This is a genomic window from Phytoactinopolyspora mesophila, assembly GCF_010122465.1.
Taxonomy (GTDB): Bacteria; Actinomycetota; Actinomycetes; order Jiangellales; family Jiangellaceae; genus Phytoactinopolyspora; species Phytoactinopolyspora mesophila.
The window spans coordinates 411,566-433,405 of the sequence record NZ_WLZY01000004.1; the positions used below are offsets into that span (position 1 = coordinate 411,566).

20 protein-coding genes are annotated in these 21,840 nt (G+C 66.7%); 15 read left to right on the forward strand and 5 right to left on the reverse strand.

Annotated features, from left to right (window positions below):
- The first annotated feature begins 119 nt into the window (after nt 1-119).
- The 12 genes from F7O44_RS14240 to F7O44_RS14295 all read left to right on the forward strand — a co-directional run bounded on the left by F7O44_RS14240 (nt 120) and on the right by F7O44_RS14295 (nt 15,117).
- Nucleotides 120-1,268, forward strand: coding sequence for a substrate-binding domain-containing protein (locus tag F7O44_RS14240; RefSeq protein ID WP_162450902.1), 1,149 nt, complete (start codon nt 120-122; stop codon nt 1,266-1,268).
- A 289-nt stretch (nt 1,269-1,557) separates the two neighbouring features.
- Nucleotides 1,558-3,210: a hypothetical protein gene (locus tag F7O44_RS14245; RefSeq protein WP_162450903.1), complete on the forward strand. Its 1,653-nt coding sequence runs from the start codon at nt 1,558-1,560 to the stop codon at nt 3,208-3,210.
- 57 nt (nt 3,211-3,267) lie between these two features.
- Nucleotides 3,268-4,233, forward strand: a complete 966-nt coding sequence (locus F7O44_RS14250) for a family 20 glycosylhydrolase (protein ID WP_162450904.1) — start codon at nt 3,268-3,270, stop codon at nt 4,231-4,233.
- The gene (locus F7O44_RS14255; RefSeq protein WP_162450905.1) at nt 4,230-5,456 is read left to right on the forward strand and encodes a DegT/DnrJ/EryC1/StrS family aminotransferase; all 1,227 of its coding nucleotides are present in this window, start codon (nt 4,230-4,232) and stop codon (nt 5,454-5,456) included. The genes F7O44_RS14250 and F7O44_RS14255 overlap by 4 nt, the downstream gene beginning before the upstream one ends.
- Before the next feature lie 52 nt (nt 5,457-5,508).
- Nucleotides 5,509-7,302: a peptide ABC transporter substrate-binding protein gene (locus F7O44_RS14260; RefSeq protein ID WP_162450906.1), complete on the forward strand. Its 1,794-nt coding sequence runs from the start codon at nt 5,509-5,511 to the stop codon at nt 7,300-7,302.
- Between the two features lie 56 nt (nt 7,303-7,358).
- Nucleotides 7,359-8,366 (forward strand): ABC transporter permease, encoded by a 1,008-nt coding sequence (locus F7O44_RS14265; protein WP_162450907.1) that lies wholly within the window; start codon nt 7,359-7,361, stop codon nt 8,364-8,366.
- Entirely contained in the window at nt 8,324-9,226 is a 903-nt protein-coding gene (locus F7O44_RS31860) for an ABC transporter permease subunit (RefSeq protein ID WP_174255926.1), read from the forward strand. Before F7O44_RS14265 ends, F7O44_RS31860 begins: the two co-directional genes overlap by 43 nt.
- Nucleotides 9,223-10,251, forward strand: a complete 1,029-nt coding sequence (locus tag F7O44_RS14275; protein ID WP_162450908.1) for an ABC transporter ATP-binding protein — start codon at nt 9,223-9,225, stop codon at nt 10,249-10,251. Before F7O44_RS31860 ends, F7O44_RS14275 begins: the two co-directional genes overlap by 4 nt.
- A 1-nt stretch (nt 10,252) precedes the next feature.
- Nucleotides 10,253-11,197 (forward strand): ATP-binding cassette domain-containing protein, encoded by a 945-nt coding sequence (locus tag F7O44_RS14280; RefSeq protein WP_222851358.1) that lies wholly within the window; start codon nt 10,253-10,255, stop codon nt 11,195-11,197.
- A 4-nt stretch (nt 11,198-11,201) separates the two neighbouring features.
- Nucleotides 11,202-13,016 (forward strand): hypothetical protein, encoded by a 1,815-nt coding sequence (locus F7O44_RS14285; protein WP_162450909.1) that lies wholly within the window; start codon nt 11,202-11,204, stop codon nt 13,014-13,016.
- Nucleotides 13,013-13,810: a sugar isomerase domain-containing protein gene (locus tag F7O44_RS14290; RefSeq protein ID WP_162450910.1), complete on the forward strand. Its 798-nt coding sequence runs from the start codon at nt 13,013-13,015 to the stop codon at nt 13,808-13,810. The genes F7O44_RS14285 and F7O44_RS14290 overlap by 4 nt, the downstream gene beginning before the upstream one ends.
- Nucleotides 13,807-15,117, forward strand: a complete 1,311-nt coding sequence (locus F7O44_RS14295) for a hypothetical protein (protein ID WP_162450911.1) — start codon at nt 13,807-13,809, stop codon at nt 15,115-15,117. The genes F7O44_RS14290 and F7O44_RS14295 overlap by 4 nt, the downstream gene beginning before the upstream one ends.
- A gap of 154 nt (nt 15,118-15,271) precedes the next feature.
- Here the strand turns inward: F7O44_RS14295 and F7O44_RS14300 are convergent, their stop codons facing one another.
- The 3 genes from F7O44_RS14300 to F7O44_RS31865 form a co-directional block, all read right to left on the reverse strand.
- Nucleotides 15,272-17,269, reverse strand: a complete 1,998-nt coding sequence (locus F7O44_RS14300) for a HelD family protein (protein ID WP_187361365.1) — start codon at nt 17,267-17,269, stop codon at nt 15,272-15,274.
- Nucleotides 17,270-17,611: 342 nt separating this feature from the next.
- On the reverse strand, nt 17,612-18,034 hold the full coding sequence (locus F7O44_RS14305) for an Hsp20/alpha crystallin family protein (RefSeq protein WP_162450913.1): 423 nt from the start codon (nt 18,032-18,034) through the stop codon (nt 17,612-17,614).
- 100 nt (nt 18,035-18,134) lie between these two features.
- On the reverse strand, nt 18,135-19,205 hold the full coding sequence (locus tag F7O44_RS31865) for a GTP-binding protein (RefSeq protein ID WP_162450914.1): 1,071 nt from the start codon (nt 19,203-19,205) through the stop codon (nt 18,135-18,137).
- 160 nt (nt 19,206-19,365) lie between these two features.
- On the opposite strand from F7O44_RS31865, the gene rpmB reads away from it, so the two are divergent.
- From rpmB to rpsN, 3 genes are read left to right on the forward strand one after another with little or no spacing between them, the layout of a single operon-like run.
- Nucleotides 19,366-19,602 (forward strand): 50S ribosomal protein L28, encoded by a 237-nt coding sequence (gene rpmB, locus F7O44_RS14315; RefSeq protein WP_162450915.1) that lies wholly within the window; start codon nt 19,366-19,368, stop codon nt 19,600-19,602.
- A complete protein-coding gene (gene rpmG, locus F7O44_RS14320; RefSeq protein ID WP_162450916.1) occupies nt 19,602-19,769 on the forward strand; it encodes a 50S ribosomal protein L33 in 168 nt (55 codons plus the stop codon). The genes rpmB and rpmG overlap by 1 nt, the downstream gene beginning before the upstream one ends.
- Complete coding sequence (gene rpsN, locus F7O44_RS14325) at nt 19,769-20,074, forward strand: 30S ribosomal protein S14 (RefSeq protein WP_162450917.1); 306 nt, start codon at nt 19,769-19,771, stop codon at nt 20,072-20,074. Before rpmG ends, rpsN begins: the two co-directional genes overlap by 1 nt.
- 53 nt (nt 20,075-20,127) lie before the next feature.
- Here the strand turns inward: rpsN and F7O44_RS31870 are convergent, their stop codons facing one another.
- Both F7O44_RS31870 and F7O44_RS14335 read right to left on the reverse strand, forming a co-directional pair.
- Nucleotides 20,128-20,334 (reverse strand): FmdB family zinc ribbon protein, encoded by a 207-nt coding sequence (locus F7O44_RS31870; protein ID WP_162450918.1) that lies wholly within the window; start codon nt 20,332-20,334, stop codon nt 20,128-20,130.
- Between the two features lie 204 nt (nt 20,335-20,538).
- Nucleotides 20,539-21,804 carry an RNA polymerase sigma factor gene (locus F7O44_RS14335; RefSeq protein ID WP_162450919.1) on the reverse strand — a complete coding sequence of 422 codons (1,266 nt, stop codon included), beginning with the start codon at nt 21,802-21,804 and terminating at the stop codon, nt 20,539-20,541.
- Between the last annotated feature and the right edge of the window lie 36 nt (nt 21,805-21,840).

Here is a 21,840-nt window from a genome sequence, read left to right on the forward strand (position 1 = left end):
ATTATCTGTTTCCGAATTGCATTCCTATGTATACCTGCCGGTTCGCCAGACCGCCACCCGGTGCGATCTCTGTGCGGTAGGGTTTGGTCCGTCCTTCGGGAAACAGAGAGGGGCCCGCGTTGGTCTCGAGGAGAACGTCTGAGAAGCAGCGCCAAGCACTGGTCGACGACGTGCGCCGCGCCTGCCGCGACGGTGAGCTGCGCCCTGGTGACATGCTGCCCACGGTGCGTGAACTCCGGGAGAAATACCGGCTCTCACCCAGAACGGTCACAGCTGAGCTCAAGAAGCTCGTCGACGCGGGACTGCTCCGGACCGTGCCACGCGTAGGAATCTTCGTCGCCGACACAGCGGCCACCGAGCCGGACAGCTATGTCATGTTGGTTCACCCTGGCCAGGGCACCGGAGGCCGAGGCGCCTCCGATCGGGTACGGCTCGGATTCGAAGAGCGGGTCACCGAACTCGGAGCAGCCAGTGCCTGCATGGATGTCGATGTGGCACTCCGGCAGGCGGCAGAAGGTGCCCTTCCGCCGATCGCCGGATTCTTCTTCGCGATGCCGGACCGGGCTGAGGACCTGCTTGCTCTTGGCGATCCGGGCGCGGCTCGAGTGCGTTGGGCTTCGATTCCCATGACGTCGCCGAAGCCGGAGATGGTGGTTGACATGGTCACCGCTGATCATGTCGATGGCGGACAGGCCGCCACCCGGCATCTGCGGCTGCGTGGCCACCGGCGGATCGCGTTTCTCGGCTTGCATGCACCGGAGGACGACGAGCCCAGCTACCACTGGTCGGGGCTGCGGATGCAGGGTTGGCTCACCGTTATGGAACAACACGACGAGCGCACCGACAATATGATCTTCCTGCCCGAGGAGCCGCCGGCTTCATTCGGTGCGCAGGCCGAAGTGGCGACCACGGTAGCTCGCCGGCTCATCGCGCGCCGCGATGTCTCGGCAGTGGTCTGTGCCAGTCGCAACGCGGCGCTCGGCCTGCTGAACGCGCTGCAAGATGCTGAAGTGCCACCGGAAGGCTGGCCGGCGGTCGTCTCGTTCGAGAACGTGGCCGAGGTCAGCGGTGGTGAGGTGACCGCGGTGCGAGTTCCGTGTGAGGACATCGGCCGCGAGGCAGCGCAGATCCTGTGGGAGCGACGGCACGGGCGGCTTACCGGGCCGCCGGTGGACCGGCGCCTGCCGATGCCGCTCATCCGTCGTGTCGATTCGCTCGACACCCTGGCGACGCTCAATTCGGGTGAGCCAGTCAATGTGATTTCCTGAGCTGAAACAAGCTCTGTTACCGCCTGCATCCCAAAAATTCGGCGCCATGACGCGAGTGCCCGACCTCTTCCTGCGCTGCAGCGTTGGCTGCTCGTATGGCCTGTGAGCTGCCATTATTCGATCTTTCCCCGGCAGGTGAGGGTGCCCACGATTATCGCCAGCGAGGCAGGTGTGGCGACTTCGTGGAGTTACTTGTTCGTTACGCGATAACAGTTGACATGCAAAGAGTTACAGACAAGACTCGCTGCATCCAACAAGGGGAGTCCAGGACCCGAACAAAGGAGTACAGATGGCGACACCAGCTCGTTTGCCAGGTGAAAACTCCCACGTACATTCCGGATTCACCCGGCGCGGCTTTCTCCGCAATGCCGGCTTGGTCGCTGCCGGTGGAGTCGCGGCGGGCGCGTTTGGACTCTCGAACGCCCGGGTCGCCTCCGCGAGCGAACTCGATTACACCTCGCGGGAAGTCTTCGATCTGTTCGACGCCGCGTATCAAGAGCACGGCATCGGGCCGGACAACAACAATGAAGCCGGCGGCCTGGCCTGGCAGCAGGCGTACGCGCTGGATGCGTTCGTCAAGATGTACGTGGCGCACGGGGACACGTACTACCTGGACCGCCTGATCGACAACGTCGACATCGTGCTCACCCACCGGGACAGTGAACGCGGCGTCACCGATTACCGCGGCCTGTCGCTGCCGGCGTGGCGGACGAGGCATCCCTACACCCTCGGGATCTGCGCGCTTCCCGACTCCAACGGCAACGTCACGCTCGAGATCCGCAGCGGCCGCAACAACGCCGACAGCGCACACGTCGAAGTGATTCATGGCGAGGGCGACACGTTCAGCCTGGTGGTGCGCAATGAGCGGTTCGACTTCACCGACACGTTCGAGAACCTGACCATGGACCCGTCGAGTCCGGACTACGCGGTGCGCCGGATCTACGACGCCTACCCCGGCTCGATCCTCTGTACCGGCCATGACCAGAACCTGGGCACCAGGCCGGCGGCCGGCAACGTCCCGATGTTCGCGGAGCCGTTCATCATCGCCGTTCACACCGGGATGATCACCTATCCGCTCGCCAGCTTCGCGCGGATCGTCAAGACCGACCCACAGCTCGCCAACGATCCCTATTACCAGGCGAAGGCTGACGAGTACCTCGCTGCGGTCGAGGCGGCCGTCGCCGTTCACGACGACGAATGGCGCGAGACCGACAACGGCGGCGGCTACTACTTCTGGGAGAAGGGCGTGCACACCGGCTTCGACGGCCAGGCACAGCCGATGAACCAGATCCTCGCGCTCGGGCGGACCGTTCTGGAACTGGCCGCGGCCACCGGTGACCCAGGGCATATCGCGCGGGCCACGGCGTTGGCGACCATGTTCCGCGACGAACTGCTCGAGCACAACGCGGACGGCATTGCGACACTGATCTGGTACTACTTCCCGACCTACTCAGCGGCGTGGAACGGCTACGGCAAGACCGGCTCGGCGGAGACCGACATCTCCATCCACAAGCCGCAGTACGCGGAAGCCAACGGATACAAGAACTTCGAAGACTTCAGTCACGGCGCGATCGGCGCGGACTTCGCGGTCTTGGCTTACCGGCTCGGATTCGGGTTCAGTCAGGCAGACATGGTCAAGCTGGCTGCCACGTTCACCGAGAATCTCGCGGTCATCGACGACGACGGGCTGGCCAACGTCCGCTACGTGGTGAACGGCACCGGCGCTACCCGGGCCAACCCGCTTGGTGCCGCGCGTTGGATGGCGCTGGCGGCATGGGACAACGCCATCGCCGACCACTGCTTCGCCATCTACGCCGACCGCGACAATCAGCCGACCCCCACCAGCGGCACCCGCCTGCTGGGCGTGGCCCAGCTCAACTGGGCAGCACACAGCGCCGGCACCAACAGGCGGCTGCGAAGGGTCCGGAGAGCGAAGCCCTGAGCCATCCACTCCGAGCACGATGTTCTGACACCACCGAGCAGAAGCGGATGAACGCCGATGACCATCTGGGCGAACCTGATCCACATCAGTTACAACTTCTGGAGCGATACGCCGGAGCCGCGCCGGGTCAGTGCCTACCGGGACACCATGCAGTTCGACGATGCGTTGTGGATCGAGCTCACACAGCACATGGCCGACTCCGGGCTGAACATGGCCGTCTTGGACCTGGGAGATGCGGTGCAATATCGCTCGCATCCGGAGATCGCCCTGAAGGACGCCTGGACGATCGGACGCCTCGAGGAGGAGCTGGCCCGGCTGCGTGAGCTGGGTTTGGAGCCGGTGCCGAAGCTGAACTTCAGCACCAGCCACGACGCCTGGCTGGGGATCTATCACCGCCAGGTCTCCACACCCGCGTACTACCAGGTGTGCCAGGACCTGATCGAAGAGGTCAGCGAGCTGTTCGGCACGCCGCGCTTCTTCCATATCGGTATGGATGAGGAGACGGCCGTCAACCAGCCTCGGTCTCGCTTCGTGGTGGTCCGCCAGCACGAGTTGTGGTGGGAAGACCTCGCATTCTTCGAGGACGTCGTGACCCGGTCCGGTTCGCGCCCCTGGGTGTGGTCGGACTACGCGTGGCGGCACCCGCAGGACTTCTATTGGCGCATGTCTCGGTCGACGGTGCAGAGCAACTGGCACTACGACCTGAACTTCACCGACGAGAACGAGGCCGATCGGCCACGGAAGATGGAGGTAGAGGTGCGTGACTGGCGTTACCTCACTTACCTCGATCTCGACGACCAAGGTTTCGAGCAGATCCCGACCGCCAGCAACTACCGCCAGGCCAAGAGCTTCGAGGCGACCGTCGAATTCTGCCGTCACCGGCTCGACCCGAGCCGTGTGCTCGGCTTTCTGCAGACCACGTGGAAGCCGACGGTCGCGGACTTCCGCGCCCATCACCTGCAGGCCATCGACCAGGTGGCCCGGGTGATCTCGGCCGATGGCGAGAACGGTGGTCCACGATGAACACCGCGGCCGAGCTGGCGGTCAACGGCGGTGAACCGGTTCGTACAGCGCCGTTCCCGCGGTGGCCTCAGTCCGGTGACGACGAAGCGAAAGCGGTGGCGGCCGTCCTGGAGTCGGGCCAGTGGGGCAGCACTCACGGGGACGTGGTCCGCACCTTCGAGCGGGAGTTCGCCGGCTACCAGGAGGCGGCCCATGGCGTGGCGGTCTGCAACGGCACCCTCGGCCTCACCGCGGCGCTGCGGGCGCTCGGTGTCGGCCTCGGCGACGAGGTCATCATGCCCGCCTACACGTTCATCGGGAGTGCGACATCGGCTCTGATGATCGGGGCGGTGCCGGTTTTCGCCGACATCGACCCGGCGACACATCTGCTCGACCCGAAGGCCGTCGAGGCGGCGATCACCGAGCGTACCGCGGCGGTGATGCCGGTGCACCTGGCCGGGCAGCCATGTGACATGGACGCGCTCACCGACATCAGTGAGCGGCACGGCATAGCGATCGTCGAAGACGCCGCCCAGGCTCATGGCGCCGAGTGGCGCGGCCGCAGGGTCGGCGCGCTTGGTGATGCGGGCATGTTCAGCTTTCAGACCAGCAAGAACATGACCGCCGGCGAGGGCGGAGCACTCGTCACCAACTCGCCGGAGATCGCGGAGCGACTGTATGCACAGGCCAACGTCGGGCGGATCCCCGGCGGTGCCTGGTACCAGCACGAGCACGTGGGTTTCAACCTGCGCATGACCGAGTTCCAAGGCGCCATTCTCCGGGAGCAGTTGCGGCGTCATCCCGAACAGGCCAGGCTGCGGCACACCAACGCCGCCCAGCTGGCCGGGCTCATCACCGAGATAGATGGCATCACCATCCCGGCCGAGGACGAACGCGTCACCGCGCACGGCCGCAACCTGTTCATGTTCCGGGTTCCCGGTCTGGGCGGCGGCGAGAACAAGCGCGCCTTCGTCCGAGCGGTGGCGGCAGAGGGAGTACCGCTGTCCGGAGGTTACGTCGGGCTACACCGAAACGCCGCGGTCAACGCGGAGATCGGCGTGATCACCGAGCGGCTGGGCCAGCCCCGGCCGACACCCGAACTCCCGATGACCGAACAAGTAATAGCCGAGGCCATGTGGCTGTCACCGCAGACGCTGCTGGGTGCTCGCCGCGACATCGAAGACATCGCCGCAGCACTCGAGAAAGTTCTGGCGCACACAGATCTGCAGACGAACGCGAACTGAGCGCGACCGCACGACGCGTGCGCGCTCATGACCGAATCGAGAAGGAGAAGACATGGACGGCACAACGATGCCGCGTCGGCGAGGTACCGCGAGGCTTCGCGTTCTGGCGGTCTTGGCTGCCACCGCGCTGGCCGTATCAGCGTGTGGCCTGTTCGACAACGGCGACGACGCGAACGTATCGGAGCCGGGCAGTGACGACGCGCCCGAACAGGTGCTGAAGCTCTCCAGCAGCAACCTCCCCATCATTGACCCGCAGGTGGTCACCGGAGGCATGTGGCTGTCGGCGCGCGGCATCTTCGAAGGGCTCGTCGTCCAGAACGAGGACGGCACCGACGTCGAGCCAGGAATGGCCGAGAGCTGGGAGGTCTCCGACGACGGGCTGGTCTATACCTTCCAGATCCGTGACAACGCCGCGTGGTCGAACGGCGACCCGGTCACCGCGTCCGACTTCGAGCGGACCTACGAGCGGCTGTTCACCCCCGAGGCGGGAGAGACGGGGGGCAGCACATCCGGCGCCAACTCTTACCAGACGGCGACCAACATCAAAGGCGCTACCGACCTTCTCGACGGCAGCAGTGAGGACTTCTCCGACGTCGGAGTCCGGGCCGTAGACGACCTGGTGCTCGAGATCGAGCTGGACTCGCCCACCCCCGGATTCCTGATGTCGTTGACCCACCCGTCCTTGCTGCCGCTGCACATGGACACGGTGGAGGAGCATCCACAGGACTGGCAGGAGGCCGAGCACATCGTCAGCAACGGCCCGTTCGCCATCGACCGGTGGGTCACGAACTCGAGCATGACCCTCGTCCCGAACGAGCATTACTGGGATCCCGAGAACGTCCATCTGGACCGCATCGAGATCGCGTTGCTGGAGGCCGGAACGGCCGGGGCGGCGACCGTGCCGTACGAGAACGGCGAGGTCGACATCGTCGCACTGGCCAACGCGGACATCATCCGGATGGAGAACGATCCTGAGCTGGCCGAGCACCTGCGCGTCTCCGAAGCCGCCTCCTACGTCTACCTGGCGACGCTGCGCAGCGAGAACCCGCTGCTCGAAGACAGAGACATCCGCCGGGCGCTGGCGCTGGGCATCGACCGCGACTACGTCGCCGAGGTGACGCCGGACGGGCAGCCGGGACGTTCGCTGGTCCTCGGTTCGGTGCCGGGTTACGAGGCGGGTATCGAGGTCGACGACGACCTCGAAGAATCCCGACGGCTGCTCGAGGAGGCCGGATACCCGGACGGCGAGGGCTTCCCCGAGATCAACCTGCTGGCCGGCACCTCCAACGTGGACGTCGAGGCGATCGTCGACTCGTGGCGGCGCAACCTGGGCATTTCCGCGAAGGCGGACACGGTTGAGGCCGGTGTCCTGGTGGAACGCAGGTGGGCGGTCCAGGACGACGACTACGTGGGCTTCTACTACGGTTCCTTCGCCGGCACGCCGAACTGGCCCACGATGGTCAGCTCGCTGTGGTCGCCGCAGGACATCAAGGAGTTCAGTCTGCCGGCCGAGCAGTGGACCGAGTATCAGGAGATCCAGGCTGACACCGACCTGTCGACCGGTGAGCGCAACGAGCAGCTGAACGAGCTACTGGACGAGTACGCGAGCCCGGAGGCACACGAACTGGCCGCTCTCGTCGACGAAGCGATGTCCGAGCTGGACGAGGCCCGGCAGGAAGAATTGTTCAAGGAAGCGGCCAAGCTGCGCGAAGAACAGCATTTGATCATCCCGGTGCTGTGGAAAGACCGCTACTTCGCGATCCGGCCGACGATCCAGGGGCTGAACCTGCGGCCTTCTTCAGATGCCTACTACTTCAAGGGCATCCACATCGTCGCTGACGACTAACAGGCCTGCCGAATCATGATCACTAGTGCACGACACCACTCCGGGGAGGGTGCCTGATGGGTTTCGCGACGTATTTGGGTAAGCGCGTCGCACGTATGGTGCTCTCCCTGGTGGCGGTCTCCATGATCACGTTCACCTTGCTGCAGATGGCGCCGGGAAGCTTCGCTGACATCCAGCGGATCAGCGCCGGCGCCGCGCAGTTCGGGGGCGCCGGTACCGAGGACATGGTGCACGCCTTCGCCTCGCGTTACGGCGACGACATCCCTGCCTGGCAGCAATATCTGATCTTCATGAAAGGCGCTGTCACCTGGGACTTCGGCCCGTCGTACAAATATCCGACGCAGGACGTGCAGGACATCATCGCCCAAGGCTTCCCGATCTCGGCCACCATCGCCATCATCGCGGTTGTCCTCTCGTTGATGATCGCCATCCCGATCGGTGTCTACGCGGCAGTGCGACAGAACTCGAAGGCCGACCACAGTGCGATGTTCTTGATCACGCTCGGTACCGCACTGCCCAATTACCTGACCGGCGTGATCCTGGTCCTGTTCTTCACCCTGACGCTCGGTGTCTTGCCATCGAGCGGATGGGACGGTCCGCAATACATGATCATGCCGGTGCTGGCGCTGGTTCTCGGGCCCACAGCGGTCCTGGCCAGGTACGTGCGTTCCAGCATGCTCGAAACACTGCGCGAAGAGTACGTTGTGGCGGCGCTGGCCAAAGGTGGCCGGCACGCCACGGTGATCACCCGGCACGCACTGCGGAACTCGCTGATCCCCATCGTGACGGTGCTCGGCCCGCTGCTGGCGTCGCTGATGACCGGCACGGTGTTCGTCGAAGCTCTGTTCCGTATTCCGGGCCTGGGGTTGTACTTCGCCCAGGCCGCGGCGAGCCGGGACATGCCCCTGCTGATGGGCACTGCGCTGTTCTTCGCGCTGATCTTGATGACCATGAACCTGATCGTGGACCTCGTGTACGGGTACCTCGATCCCCGAATCAGAGCGGCTGGGGGTGTTAGCCGGTGGCGCTCGCAGCAGAAGCGATCGGTCAGCCAGACGGCGTAGAAATCGAGAAAGCCAGGAGCCACTGGTCGCGTGCGTGGGGCCGGTTCCGGGCGAACCGCCTCGCGTTCATCAGTTTGATCTTCTGTGGAATCCTGGTGGTGACGGCCATCGCCGCGCCGTGGATCGCGCCGTATCACTTCACGGAGACCAACCCCGAGGCCCGGCTGGCGCCGCTCGGCACCGAAGGCCATCTCCTGGGTACCGACTTGCTCGGGCGGGACATCTTCAGCCGGCTGATCTACGGCTTGCGCACGGCGCTGTTCGTGGCGTTCGGCGCGGAGCTGGCGTCGTTGCTGGTCGCGATCATCATCGGTCTGTCGGCCGGCTACATCGGTGGGCGCGTCGATCAGGGCCTGATGGGCATCACCGACGTCATGTATGCCTTCCCCAGCTACCTGTTCGCGATTGTCCTGGTCACGGTCATGGGGCGCAGCCTCTGGGCGGTGATGCTGGCGATCGGGATCTCGTCCTGGGTTACCCAGGCCCGGCTGGTACGAGCGCAAGTGCTGAGTGTGAAGGAACGAGAATACGTGGAGGCGGCCCGGTCGATGGGCGCCTCCGGAACCACCATCTCGTTGCGCTACATCCTGCCGAACGCGGTTGGACCGCTGCTGGTGACCACCAGCTTCGCGATCCCGGCGGCGATCAGTGCGGAAGCGGGCCTGGCGCTGCTCGGACTCGGTGTACAGCCACCCACGCCGTCGTGGGGGTCGATGATCTCCGAAGGCATCGGCTACATCCTGGCGGCGCCGCACATGCTGTTCCTGCCGGCCACCCTGTTCGCCCTCACACTGCTGGCGTTCACCTGGGTGGGCGACGGAGTCCGGGACGCCTTCGACGCCAGTGGGGAGAGCCGATGAGCGAGCCGCTGCTGGAGGTACGCGACCTGCGAACCGATTTCGCGCTCAAAGACCGCGAGTTGCGCGTGGTCGACGGTGTCAGCTTGACGGTCGAGCAAGGACAGGCGCTGGCGATCGTCGGGGAGAGCGGCAGCGGTAAGAGCGTGACCATGCGCAGCGTGATGCGGGTGCTGCCGAAGACGGGCCGGATCGTGGGTGGCACGGCCAAGCTCAACGGCAGGGACGTGCTCGCGTTGTCCGAACGCCAGATGCGGCAGGTGCGCGGACGGGAGATCGGCATGGTCTTCCAGAACGCGATGGAGGCGCTCAACCCCACCTTGACTCTGGAGCGGCAGCTCACCGAACACCTGCGCTGGCACGGCATCTGCGACCAGGCTGAAGCCAAACGCAGAGCCATCGAGACGCTTGGCGACGTCGGCATCCCGGAGCCGGAGAAGCGGATCCGCACCTACCCGTTCCAACTGTCCGGCGGCATGCGGCAACGCGCCATGATCGCGATGGCGATGGTGGCCCGGCCGAAACTGTTGATCGCCGACGAGCCGACCACAGCCGTGGACGTCACGGTCCAGCGGCAGATCCTCGACCTACTCGCCACCCTCAAGGAGCGCGGCACCGGCGTCATCATGATCACCCACGATCTGGGTGTCGCGCGGTATTTCTGCGACGAGGCCATCGTGATGTACGGCGGGCGGGTCGTGGAGCAGGCCTCGGTCCGCTCGCTGCTCGCCGAACCGGCGCATCCCTACTCCGCCGGTTTGCTCCGTTCGACGGTGGAGGTCGGCGGCCGGCATCGTGCGCTGACACCGATTCCGGGAGCGCCGCCGGATCTGGCCTATCGGCCGTCTGGTTGTGTCTTCCATCCCCGCTGTGACCAGGCCGAGGAGAGCTGCCGGAAGAACGAGCAGCCGCTCCTGCCGCTGCCCACCCCGGTACCCGCGGGCGGACGGGACGTTGCCGCGAGACCCGACACGACGACCACCACCTCGCGAGTGGTGGCCTGCTGGAAGGCGGTGGAGCGTGGTTGACGTGACCCAGAACGCGGCCGTGGGCGACACCCGGTCCACGACGGTGGGCGGCGACGCCGGCGTCACGCCGGTGGTGGCCGCCGAAAGCGTCGACAAGGTGTTCGCGACTCGTGCCGGCGACGTGCACGCCGTGCGGGATGTGTCGTTGGCTGTGCAGCCGGGAGAGACCTTGGGTCTGGTCGGCGAGAGCGGAAGTGGCAAATCCACGATGGCCAGGCTGCTGATGGGCCTGCTCCCGCCGACTTCCGGCACGGTGCGATTCGACGGCGTCGACCTGTCGACGATGCGGGGCGCGTCGTTGCGCCGGCTCCGTGCCCAGATGCAGATGGTGTTCCAGAACCCCTTCGGTTCATTGCTGCCGCACTACAGCGCGGTGGCGAACGTGGCCGAGCCGCTGCGGCTGCACAAGCGCGGTGACAAGAAGTCTCGCCGGGAGCAGGCGATCGAACTGCTTGAACTAGTGGGGGTGAACCCGCGCTTCGCCGACCACTATCCGCGCCAGTTCTCCGGTGGTCAGCAGCAGCGGGTGGCCATCGCCCGGGCACTCGCCCTGGAACCGCGGCTGCTGATGTGTGACGAACCGACGTCGTCCCTCGACGTCTCGATTCAGGCGCAGGTGCTGGCCCTGCTGGAAGAGCTGCGCAACCGGCTCGGGCTGACCGTCGTGTTCATCTCCCACAACCTGGCCGTGGTCGAGCGATTCGCCGATCGGGTCGCCGTGATGTGCCTGGGCCGAGTGGTCGAGATCGCCCCGGCCGAAGTCCTGTTCGACCGGCCACAGCACCCGTACACACAACAACTGCTGGCGGCCATTCTGCCGGTGACCAGTGATCCGCCTCCATTGCCACGCAGCACGTGGCAGCCGGAAAACGGCCTTGATGGGGAGCTGCGTGAAGTGGCCCCAGGCCATTTCGCGCGCGATGCGTCGCCTGGCGCGAGGGAGTGAAGTGATGAAGGAGTACCCGCATCTCAGCGTCGTGCTGGATGAGGTGTCAGCTCGCGAGGGCCACGCCGAGGGGCAAGCACCCTGGTGGACGTACTGCGCGGAGGTTCTCGACCACGTACGTGTGCCGTACGACGTGGTGCCGGCCATCGGCGATCTCGGTCTGGACGGACCCGGCGTGCTGCTTTTCCCGGAGGCACCGTCGCTGCCCGACGATCAGGCCGCGGCCGTCCGCGCGTGGGTCGAGGGTGGCGGTGCGCTCCTGTGCACCGGCGCCGGCTCACTGGGTGCGGCGTTCGGTGTCGCCGAGGTGGATCCTGTCGCCGACGGGTACGTGCTGATCGACGGCGCTGACGGCTGGCTGGACGGCGTGGACGTGCCGCTGCGAGCCCAGGGTGGAAACAAGCTGGCCGTCGGGACCGACGCGGTTGTGCTGGCCAGTTGGGCGCATGACAAAACGCCGGCGATCGTTCTGGTTCATCTGGGCCTCGGTGTGGCGATCTTCTCCGGCGTGGACATCTGGCAGAGCATCGTCCGGATCCAGCAAGGCGATCCCGTGTATACCGACGGTGTGCCCGCCGCCGACGGCAGTGCTGCCGTCGACGACGGCTCGCTGAAATGTGATGACGGGATCGTGCTGTCCTACGAGACCGACCGGGAGGTGCCGCCGCAGTCCGCTGTCCGGCGCGCGGAAGGGCGCGCCGGTCTTGACCCGGTGCCGATCTTCCACCGCCCGCACGCCGACCTCTGGCGCGGCGCCTTCCTGCAGCTTCTGCTTGGCGCCGCCCGGCACTGCGGGGTGGTGTTGCCCTGGTTGTACTACTGGCCCGCCGGAGTCCCGGCGGTGGCTCACCTGTCCGTCGACTCCGACCGCAACTCGATCGAAGACGCCGCGACGTCACTGGATCTCTTCGACGAGATCGGCGTCCGGACCACCTGGTGCCACGTCTATCCGGGCGGCTACGACACCGCGACGGTCGAGCGGATCGGTGCGGCCGGACATGAGCACGCCCTTCATTTCAATGCTGTAGGTGACGCGGACATCGCCTCGTGGGGCTGGGCACAACTACGCGCTCAGCACGCGTGGGCGCAGGCGATGACCGGACACGAGGAGATCGTCTCCAATAAGAACCACTACACCCGCTGGGAAGGCTGGGACGAGTTCTACCGCTGGTGTGTGCGGCTGGGCATCGAGATCGACGAGACCCGCGGGCCGAGCAAACGCGGCAATGTCGGTTTCCCGTTCGGCACGGCGCATCTGGCCAAGCCGATGTCCGGTACGCGCCGCCTTGACGTCTTGATGCTTCCGATGCATGCCCAGGACTTGGCCTGGACAACACACGAATCGGTGCGCAACGTGATCCTCGACCAGGTTGTCGCCCAGCACGGCGTCGCCCATTTCCTCTTCCATCCGGTGCACCTGCATCGGCGCTCGTTCGTTCGGGACGCGTGTCGCGACGTCGTCGCGGAGGCGACCCGCCGGGGGCTGCCCTGGTGGACGGCGGCGCAGCTCAACGCCTGGGAACGGCTCCGGCGAAACGTCGTTCTGGACGTCCGCCACGAGGCAGGCGGCGGGTTGGCGATCAGCGCGCACGCGCCCAACGCCATTCCCGGGGCCGCCATCATGCTGCCACTTCCGGACCCGTCAGCACAGGTGGAGACCGCCTGGTCCGATTCCGGCAGCCCGGTCCGGCCCGCTGTCGTAGAGAGGCACGGAATGACGATGCTGGAATTGGCCACCGATCTGGCCGAAGGGACCACGACGCTGCACGTCACCTGGGCGGCCGTCGCGGCGGCGCCGGACGGGGAGCTCGTGCGATGACCGAGACGCAGACCGCGCGCAATCATCCGGCGCCCGCCACTCCTGAGCTGATGGACCGGTACCTCGGCGAGATCTCGGCCATTCTGACGACCATCCGGGACGAGGAAGCCGCGGCCATCGAGGCCGCCGCTGACACCATCGCCCGGCACATCGCCGATGACCGGCTGGTCTACATCTACGGACCAGGCGGGCATTCCAATCTCGCGGCCCAGGAGGTCTTCTTCCGTGCTGGAGGACTAGCGCACATGAGTGCGATTCTCGACGACGGCACACTCCTGTCCAGCGGCGCGATGCGATCGATGGCGATGGAGCGCACCCCCGGATACGGGACTGTCGTGCTAGCGGACAACGACATCGGCGCAGGCGACCTGCTCGTCCTGGTCAACGCTTATGGAATCAACGCCGCGTTGATCGACGCCGCGTTGTATGCCAAGCGCGTCGGCGCCGTCGTCATCGGAGTGTCCTCGAAAGTGCATGCCCAGTCCACGGCGCCGGATCACCCTGCGCGGCACCCGTCCCGGCAGGATCTCCACGATCTCGTCGATGTGCACATCGACACCAAGGTGCCGGTGGGGGACGCGGTGCTGCGGCTCGACGGTGTGGACGAGCCGGTGGCGGCGATCTCGACCTTCGTGAACGCGTACGCGCTGAACTGCTTGACCGCGTCGGCGACGGCTGCCCTGGTCCGGCGCGGCATCGACCCGCCAATCTGGCGCAGCGGCAACGCGCCCGGAGGCGATGACCAACACACGGGCATCGTCGAACGGTTCCGATCCCGGGTGCGGTGGCTATGAGCGCGGGCGCCGATCGGGTATTGGTCGGTAGCGCCGTCGTCGACATCACCCCGTCGGTGGGTTCGGCCATGGCCGGATTCGCGGTACGAGTGCAGCCGGCTCAAGACGTACACGATCCGCTGCTCGCGACGGCGGTGACCGTGGCCTCCGGGACGAGCATCTCGGTGATCGTCGCCTGTGACCTGATCAGCCTGGACCCGCCCGACGCCGCCGAACTGAGCCGGCGGATCGCCGACGACATCGGGGTGCCCGCGGAGTCCGTCGCGCTCACCGTCAGCCATACCCACGGGGGGCCCAAGGTGAAGGCCGTCGGCTTTGGCCGGCCCCGGGACGAGCAGTACGTACAGACCGCCTTCGCGGGGATCGTCGACGCGGCACGGCTGGCCTGGAAGTCGCGGCGGCCCGCGACGCTGCGAGCCGGGGCGGAAGAGCTGCGCACGGTGGCCCACAACCGGCGCGGCACCGGCGTGATCGATCCGCTGGTGATCGCCGCACAATGGGCCGATGATTCCGGAGAACCCATAGCGACGCTCTTCTCGCACGCTTGTCATCCCGTGACACTTGGGCCGGACAACCTGTCCATCACTGCGGACTGGCCGGGAACCGCCCGGCGGCAGTTGCAGCAACGGACCGGCGGTGACGTGGTGTTCGTGCAGGGTTGCTGCGGCCAGCTCAACACCGGCCACCTGGCCACGGACAGTTTCAGCCTGGCAGCCGATCCGAACCGTAGCTTCGCCCAGGCCGAACGGATCGGCAAGAGTGTCAGCGACGCCGCGGCTCGTGCGCTGAATGGGGCGGCCCCGGTGCCGATCGGGTCAGTGCAAGCCCGGTCCGCGCGGGTCTACCTTCCCGTCACACCCGCACCCGATGCCGCCGCGCTCGACGAATGGGTCGCGGGCTGGCGACGGGATATCGCAGCCGCCACCGGCCCGGAACGCGGGCTGATGGAGGTGTGGATCCAATGGGCCGAATACTGGCGGGACCGGCCGTCGCCCGGAGGCATCGAGGTACCGATATCGGTGCATCGGTGGGGCGATTTCGGCATCGTGACGTTGCCGGGTGAGCCGTTCGTCGAGTTCGCGCTGGACCTCCGGCGCCGTCTGAACCGGCCGAACCTGCTGGTGATGGGCTATACCGGAGGTGTTCCCGGATATATCCCGCTGCGGTCCGAGGACTATGCGGCCGGCGGATACGAGATCGAGATGGCCTATCGCAGCTCTCGACTGTTCTCCGGGCCGTACACCAGCGATGCCGGGCCGACGCTGCTCGAAGCCGCGGTCGAGTTGGCGGCTGAGTGCGGCTTGTGACCGGACTCCGGCTTGTGGTCCGACTCCGGCGCTCCGCGCATCGGTGATCATGAGCACATGTGCGCCCTCACGGGGAACGGGGGCAGAAATCCGCTCACGATCACGGGGAAGGGGGGAGTCTTCGGGGGAGGTTCTCGGCCGGGACCGGCTCAGCTCAGCTGAGGGGGGCGGGCAGCGGATCGGTGTGGACCACGGTGAGAGTTGACACCGCGCGGGTGAGCACGACGTAGAGCCGGCGCAGTCCGTGGAGTTCCGCGGCTACGATCCGGGCCGGTTCGACGACCACCACGTGGTCGTATTCCAGACCCTTGGCCAGGCTGGCCGGCACGAGCGTCAGCGCTTCGTCGTCCTCCATCTGTCCGAAGGCGATTCCGTCGTCGGTGAGCCACCGTGCGACGTCGGCGAGGGTGGCGTCGGCGGCGATCACTCCGGCCGAACCCACCCGGGCGGTGACGTCGCGCACGGCGGCCGCCACGCTCTTGCCGAGCTCACTCGCGCTGATCTCCACGATGTCGAGCACACCCGGATTGGACCGGACCGGCTGCGGGGGTTCGACGCCCGGTGCGATCGACGGCAGCAACCGCGCCGCGAACTCGACGACGGCGGCCGGCACGCGGTACCCCTTGCGAAGAACCTCTAGGTGCACGTTCTGCTGGCCTAGGTGGCCCAGCGCTTCCGGCCACGCGGGGGTGGCCCACGGCGTCGTACCCTGAGCGATATCGCCGAGTACGGTCATCGACCCGCCTGCCGCCCTGCGGCCCACCGCGCGCAGTTCCATCGGCGACAGATCCTGGGCTTCGTCCAGCACGACGTGCCCCACGCCGCTGGCCCGTTCGATGACGCTCTGCGCCTCGTCGACCAGGACGGCGTCGGCGTGGCTCCACGGTGCGGACTTGGGCCCGCGGGCCGGTCGGTCCCACCGGATGAGCTGCTGTTCGGTGTCGTCCAGGACGCCGTCGGCCGCATTGGCCAGGAACTCCGCGTCGCCGAGCAAGCGCATGACGACCCTTTCGGCGTCCAGCGCTGGCCACAGGCCGTCGACGTAGGCCTTCACCGGGCGCGATCTCGCGACGGCGTTCTGTACGCGGTCGTCGGTGATCTCGCCTGAGGCTTCGATGCGCAGAAGCACGCGATGGGCCAGCCGCTGCGACAGCAGTGCGCGTCCGGTCGCGTAGCCCTCGCCGCGGGTCCGCAATACCTCGATCGCCTCGCTGACCTCATATGCCGGGACGCGCCAGGTGCGGCTGCCGCGGGGCACGAGGAGCGACTCAGCCGGCTCGGCGACGTGCGACCAGATCGCTCGCCGGACCACCTCGGCCATCCGGGCGTCGCCTTTCAGCACAGCGGCGTCCGAGGCGTCCTCGCGCCGTACCGGCACCGTCGCGGTCAGTTCCGGCATGGTCATCTGCCTGACGTCGACCTCACCGAGGGTAGGCAGCACCTGGGCGATGTAGTGCAAGAACGCTCGGTTCGGCCCGATGACGAGCACGCCTTGCCGGGCGAGCCGGTTGCGGTATGTGTGCAGCAAGTATGCCGCGCGATGCAGTCCTACCGCCGTCTTTCCGGTGCCTGGTGCACCCTGCACGCATACCGAATGGTCGAGCGTCAGCCGGACGACGTCGTCCTGTTCCGGCTGAATAGTGGCGACAATGTCGCGCATCGGGCCGACGCGTGGCCGCTCGATCTCCGCGGTGAGGATCTGGCTGGTGACGTCTGGTTCGTCCGGGTCGAGTGGATGCTCGTCTTCGTACGAGGTCAGCTCGCCGTCGGCGAAACCGAACCGGCGTCGCGTCACGACGTCCTGTGGATCCCGGCGGCTTGCTTGGTAGAACGCTCGCGAGACGTCCGCGCGCCAGTCGATGACGACGGGATCGCCGGCCTGGTCCATGACGTGGCGGCGGCCGATGTGGAATGTCTCGGTTGCGGCCTCGGTGTCGCCGGTGGTGGCGCCCGTATCGGACTCGCCGGTATCGTGGCGCAACCGGTCAATCCGGCCGAAGAACAACGGCAGAGCGGGATCGTCTTCCAGAGACTTGGCGCGCCGGTTCAGTGATGCCTTCAGATACTCGGTGGAGACGGCGTCCCCGCCCTGAGCGTTGAGCGCGAGCGTGCGCTCCCGCATGGCCCGTAGGTCGTCCCTGGCACGTTGCATATGGACGCGTTCAGCGGCGAGCGTCTCATTGCCGGACGAATATTCGGACGGCTGTCCCACCGGATGTGGAACATGCGGATCGGGTGGCGACGCGGCGGACACGGGCACAAACCTCCTCGGGCTCGGCGGAAGATCGAACGTTTCCGACGGCCCGGGAACCGGTCCGGTCGTGAAGAGCACAGAACATTAGCCAGCTCGGCCGTCGGCGTCAAATCCGCTCCGAGATGGCGCAGGTGGTGGCGTGGGGCGCACGGGGGCAGCGCCACCACGCCACCGGTTTCGGCGGGTCGCTCGGAATGGACATCGTCCACCCGGGGCGACTTCGAGCCGCTTCGACTGGCGTCAGGCCGACGTGGATATCTCGACCCGGTGCGGCGCGGTACCGGCATACACGTCGGCCACGGTGACCGTCAGGACGCCGGCGTTGTACGAAGCCGTCACCTTGCCCGGGTCGGCAGCTACCGGCAACGCGACCGCGCGCCGGAAGCTCCCGTAACGGACCTCCTGGATGCGACGGCCGTTGGCTTCTTCGTCACGGCTGTCCTTGCGCTCACCGCGGACGAGCAGCTTGCGGCCCTGAACCTCGACGGTGACGTCCTGCTCGGGGTCTACCCCGGGAAGGTCGAACCGGGCCACGAGGTTGTCGCCGTCGCGCTGGACGTCGGCGGCCGGAGCGAACCCGTTGCTTGCGGTAGGAGTGCCCCAGAGCGTCTGGAAGGCGCGGTCGAAGTCGGCGAACGGCCGGAGTGCGAGAGTGGTGTTCATGCTGGACTCCTTGTCTTCGTCATGCCTGGGATGACCAGGTCTGACAAGTAGAACTTGAGTCGAGCCGACTCAATTCCAGCATGGTGTTCACCCGGAGCGATCAGGCAGCCGTGGCCTGTCCACCCAGCCATGGATCGAAGCCGTCGTCGATGCCGGCCCAGCGGCTTAGGCCGGAGCTCATTTCGGCCGGGGTCAACAGGATGTCGGTGAAGGCGTTGCGCAGCCGGGACCGCTCGTTGCCGGTGCCGGTGATGACCAGCCGGGTACTGGGCTTGGTGCCTACCCACGTGCCGCCATCGCCGATGGCGAGCTGGCCGCCCGCGCCGTCCCAGATGCAGAGGGCGTCGGGCCGGGTGGGGAGCCAGAACCGGCCGCGGGACCGGATTCTGCCGGAGGCGAGCCGCTCGATGGACGCCATGAGGCGAGCTGGGTGGAACGGCCTGCTCGAATGCAGATCGAGGGTCCATGTGGGCCCACCTGGCTCGCTGGCGACGAGGGCCGGCTCGATATTCCGGGGATCGTTGCGCAGGGCTGAGCGCATCGGATCATGATGCTGGCCGAACAGCCACGTGCCGTTGATGCCATGCAGCCCGCTCCAATGCTGCGACTCCCGGCTGCGGATGTGATCCAGCAGGTCGTGGCCGCGAGCGTTGCGGTCCGGCGTGATGATGACGTCGGCGTACTCGATCTGGTGGGCCAGGGCCTCGGCCACGGCGCGGTCGTCTCCGGGGGCGAGCTCGTATCCGCGATCCGCGAGGAGGTCGTCACCGAGCAGGTCGTCTTCCAGGGTCGTGAGGTCCGCGACAGTGACAACGGAGGCGATACGCAACTGCGTCCCGGCGGCGGCGATGGCCTCGGCAACCGGCTGCGGCTCGGCTCCGACCGGCAGGGCCAGGGTGGCTGCGCTCCAGCGTTCCAGCGCGGCGAGGCGTTGCAGAGTGGGGATGACGTCCTCGCGCAAGGCGCAGTTGAGGCAGATGTGTTCGAGCCGCACTTCTTCGTCCTCGAGCACACCGCTGATGTCGGAAATGGTGCGGCGGATCGCCTCCGATCCCATCGTGTAGCTCAGAGCGACGGCTGCCGGAGCGTCGAGGACGATGGCGAGCGTGGTGGAGTCTCTGAGGACGGGGTCGGCGGTGGAGACGACGGTGATGGGGAGTGGTTCGGACACGGGCGCCCTTCTGGGTTCGCGTGGGTCAGGCAGTATGAGATTGAGAATAGCTATCAATAAGCTACCATGGTGGCGAGCCATGGGGAGTGGTGTTGCCTGGTACAACTCTCCCTGTGGCTCACCTCAATCCAAGTAACGGCAACTCTCGAGGAGCCCGTGTATGTCGGCCCACTGCCAAGTCACTGGTACGGTGCCCGGTTTCGGACATCGCATCTCCCACTCGCACCGGCGCACTAAGCGGCGGTTCAACCCCAACATCCAGCGCAAGCGCTACTGGGTGCCATCGCTGGGCCGGAACGTGACCCTCACCGTTAGCGCCCGGGGCATCAAGACCATCGACCGGCGCGGTATCGATGCTGTGGTGCGCGAGATTCTCGCCCGTGGGGAGCGGATCTGATGGCCAAGAGCGCGGACCTTCGTCCGATCATCAAGATGCGATCCACTGCCGGCACTGGCTACACCTATGTCACCCGGAAGAACCGCCGCAATGACCCCGACCGGATGCGGTTGCGAAAGTACGACCCCGTTGTGCGGCGGCACGTCGAGTTCCGGGAGGAGCGCTGATGGCTAAGAAGAGCAAGATCGCCCGGGAGCGGCAGCGCCAGCTCGTCGTCCAGCGTTACGCTGAGCGTCGCGCCGAGCTGAAGCGAGTCATCACCAGCCCCCAGTCGAGCGCGGAAGAACGGCTCGCGGCCCGCCGGGAACTGTCCAAGCAGCCGCGCGACGCGAGCGCCACACGGCTGCGCAATCGTGATTACGTGGACGGCAGGCCGCGGGCCGTCTATCGGAAATTCGGCCTGTCCCGGATTCGGCTCCGCGAGATGGCCCATCGCGGTGAGCTTCCGGGTGTGACGAAGTCGAGCTGGTAGCTCCGGCATGGTCGGGCCCGGGTTCTGACCCGGTCGGGTGGCGAGCGGTGGTGTTAGCCGCAGCCGCAGCCTCCGCCGCAGCAGCCACCGGAAGCCGGTGCGCCGGCATTGCTACGCCCAGCGATGCCAACGGTCGTGAGCAGTTTCACGGTGTCCTCGTGCCCCTCGGGGCACGGGGCGGGGGTGTTGGCGTCGGCCATCGGGCGCGATACATCGAAGCTGGACCCGCACGCGCGGCAGCGGAACTCGTATGTCGGCACGGTAATCAGTGTAGGCGCGCCCGAGTGCATCGGCGCGACCGCGGGGCATGGGGCCACGTGAGATTCGATGGCCCGCGCGCCTTCCGAGCGCCGGGCGGGCGTGGCGAAGGCCGGGATGTAAGAGGTGCAGGGCGCGGTCCACCCGGGCATGAGACCGACCGCACCCAGCACTTCATTTATTCTAAATGAGATTGATTCTCATGTCTATAGCGAGTTTCGATCCCTCATGGCGTGGGCGCGGTCGGTCAGGAACAGCCGCTCGACTTCGTTGTTCGTCAGAGACGCGGCACGCTCATAAGCCACCGCGGCTTCAGCCTGGCGGCCGAGGCGGTGCAGCAGATCGGCTCTGGCCGCGGCTAAACCGTTATAGGCGCTCAACTCACGATCTTCCTCTAGAAGCTCTACCTCGGTCAAGGCCGCCGCCGGGCCTTCTACCATCGAACGGGCCATCGCGCGGGCGAGCCGGGTGACCGGTGACGGCTGGATGCTGAGCAAAAGGTTGTACAGGGCCAGGATCTGCGGCCAGTCTGTCGCGTCGTAGCTGAGGGCTTCCGAGTGCAGCGCCGCGATGGCCGCGTGTATGGCGTACGGCCCCGGCCCCCGATGCGCCGAACGCCGCATCGCCTGTTCGGCTAGGGCCCTGCCTTCGTTGATCGCCCCGAGATCCCATGTGGACCGATCCTGTTCACGCAGGAGCGCGAGGCTGCCGTTCTCGCTGAGCCGGCCATGGGCGCGCCCCTCGGCCAGCCGGATCGTGGCCAGCAAGCCCAGGACTTCGGGTTCCTCCGGCATGAGTTCGAGGAGCGCGGCAGCCAACTCGGTGGCCAGCCGGACCCGCGTCGGGCGCCTCAGGCTGTCCCCGTGTGAAGCGGTGTGCCCCTCGGTGAATACCAGCGCGACGACGGTCAGCACGGACGGCAACCGGTCGGCCAGTTCGTGCTCGGCCGGCACTCGGTACGGGATGCCAGCGGCTCGGATCTTCTTTTTCGCCCTGGTGATCCGCGCGGCCATGGTGCGCTCGTTCACCAGGAACAGGTGTGCGATCTCGGCGGTTGTCAGGCCGCAGACCAAGCGCAACGTCAGCGCCACCCGCGCGGCGAGGCCCAGCGCCGGGTGGCAGCACAAGAAGATCAGCCGCAGCCGGTCGTCGTCGATATCGTCGGAGGGCGCTGGTGTGTGGTCGTCCTCCGGGACGATGAGCATCGGGAGTTTGCGGCTCAGCGTCTCTTCGCGCCGGATGACGTCGAGCGCCTTGCGTCGCGCGACCGTGGTCAGCCAGGCCACCGGCGTGGCCGGCACCCCGTCTCGGCGCCACGCGTCGAGCGCCGCGGCGAACGCCTCTTGGGTGGCGTCCTCCGCGGCGTCGAGATCGCGTGTGACGCGGGCTACCGATGCGAGGACCCGCGCCCATCCGCGGCGATGTGCGTCGATGAGCGCCGCGGCGACATCCTCGCCCGGATGACTTGTCATGGACACAATCATCGCGTCCAGCCCTCGTCAATCGAT

Bases quoted from the DNA above. Each gene is read 5' to 3' on its own strand.
- F7O44_RS14255 (WP_162450905.1), top strand. From the start codon at position 4,230: ATGAACACCGCGGCCGAGCTGGCGGTCAACGGCGGTGAACCGGTTCGT.
- F7O44_RS14295 (WP_162450911.1), top strand. From the start codon at position 13,807: ATGAGCGCGGGCGCCGATCGGGTATTGGTCGGTAGCGCCGTCGTCGAC.
- rpmG (WP_162450916.1), top strand. From the start codon at position 19,602: ATGGCCAAGAGCGCGGACCTTCGTCCGATCATCAAGATGCGATCCACT.
- rpsN (WP_162450917.1), top strand. From the start codon at position 19,769: ATGGCTAAGAAGAGCAAGATCGCCCGGGAGCGGCAGCGCCAGCTCGTC.
- F7O44_RS14250 (WP_162450904.1), top strand. From the start codon at position 3,268: ATGACCATCTGGGCGAACCTGATCCACATCAGTTACAACTTCTGGAGC.
- rpmB (WP_162450915.1), top strand. From the start codon at position 19,366: ATGTCGGCCCACTGCCAAGTCACTGGTACGGTGCCCGGTTTCGGACAT.
- F7O44_RS14260 (WP_162450906.1), top strand. From the start codon at position 5,509: ATGGACGGCACAACGATGCCGCGTCGGCGAGGTACCGCGAGGCTTCGC.
- F7O44_RS14265 (WP_162450907.1), top strand. From the start codon at position 7,359: ATGGGTTTCGCGACGTATTTGGGTAAGCGCGTCGCACGTATGGTGCTC.
- F7O44_RS14335 (WP_162450919.1), bottom strand. From the start codon at position 21,804: ATGACAAGTCATCCGGGCGAGGATGTCGCCGCGGCGCTCATCGACGCA.
- F7O44_RS14275 (WP_162450908.1), top strand. From the start codon at position 9,223: ATGAGCGAGCCGCTGCTGGAGGTACGCGACCTGCGAACCGATTTCGCG.
- F7O44_RS14290 (WP_162450910.1), top strand. From the start codon at position 13,013: ATGACCGAGACGCAGACCGCGCGCAATCATCCGGCGCCCGCCACTCCT.
- F7O44_RS14245 (WP_162450903.1), top strand. From the start codon at position 1,558: ATGGCGACACCAGCTCGTTTGCCAGGTGAAAACTCCCACGTACATTCC.
- F7O44_RS14300 (WP_187361365.1), bottom strand. From the start codon at position 17,269: ATGCAACGTGCCAGGGACGACCTACGGGCCATGCGGGAGCGCACGCTC.
- F7O44_RS14285 (WP_162450909.1), top strand. From the start codon at position 11,202: ATGAAGGAGTACCCGCATCTCAGCGTCGTGCTGGATGAGGTGTCAGCT.
- F7O44_RS14305 (WP_162450913.1), bottom strand. From the start codon at position 18,034: ATGAACACCACTCTCGCACTCCGGCCGTTCGCCGACTTCGACCGCGCC.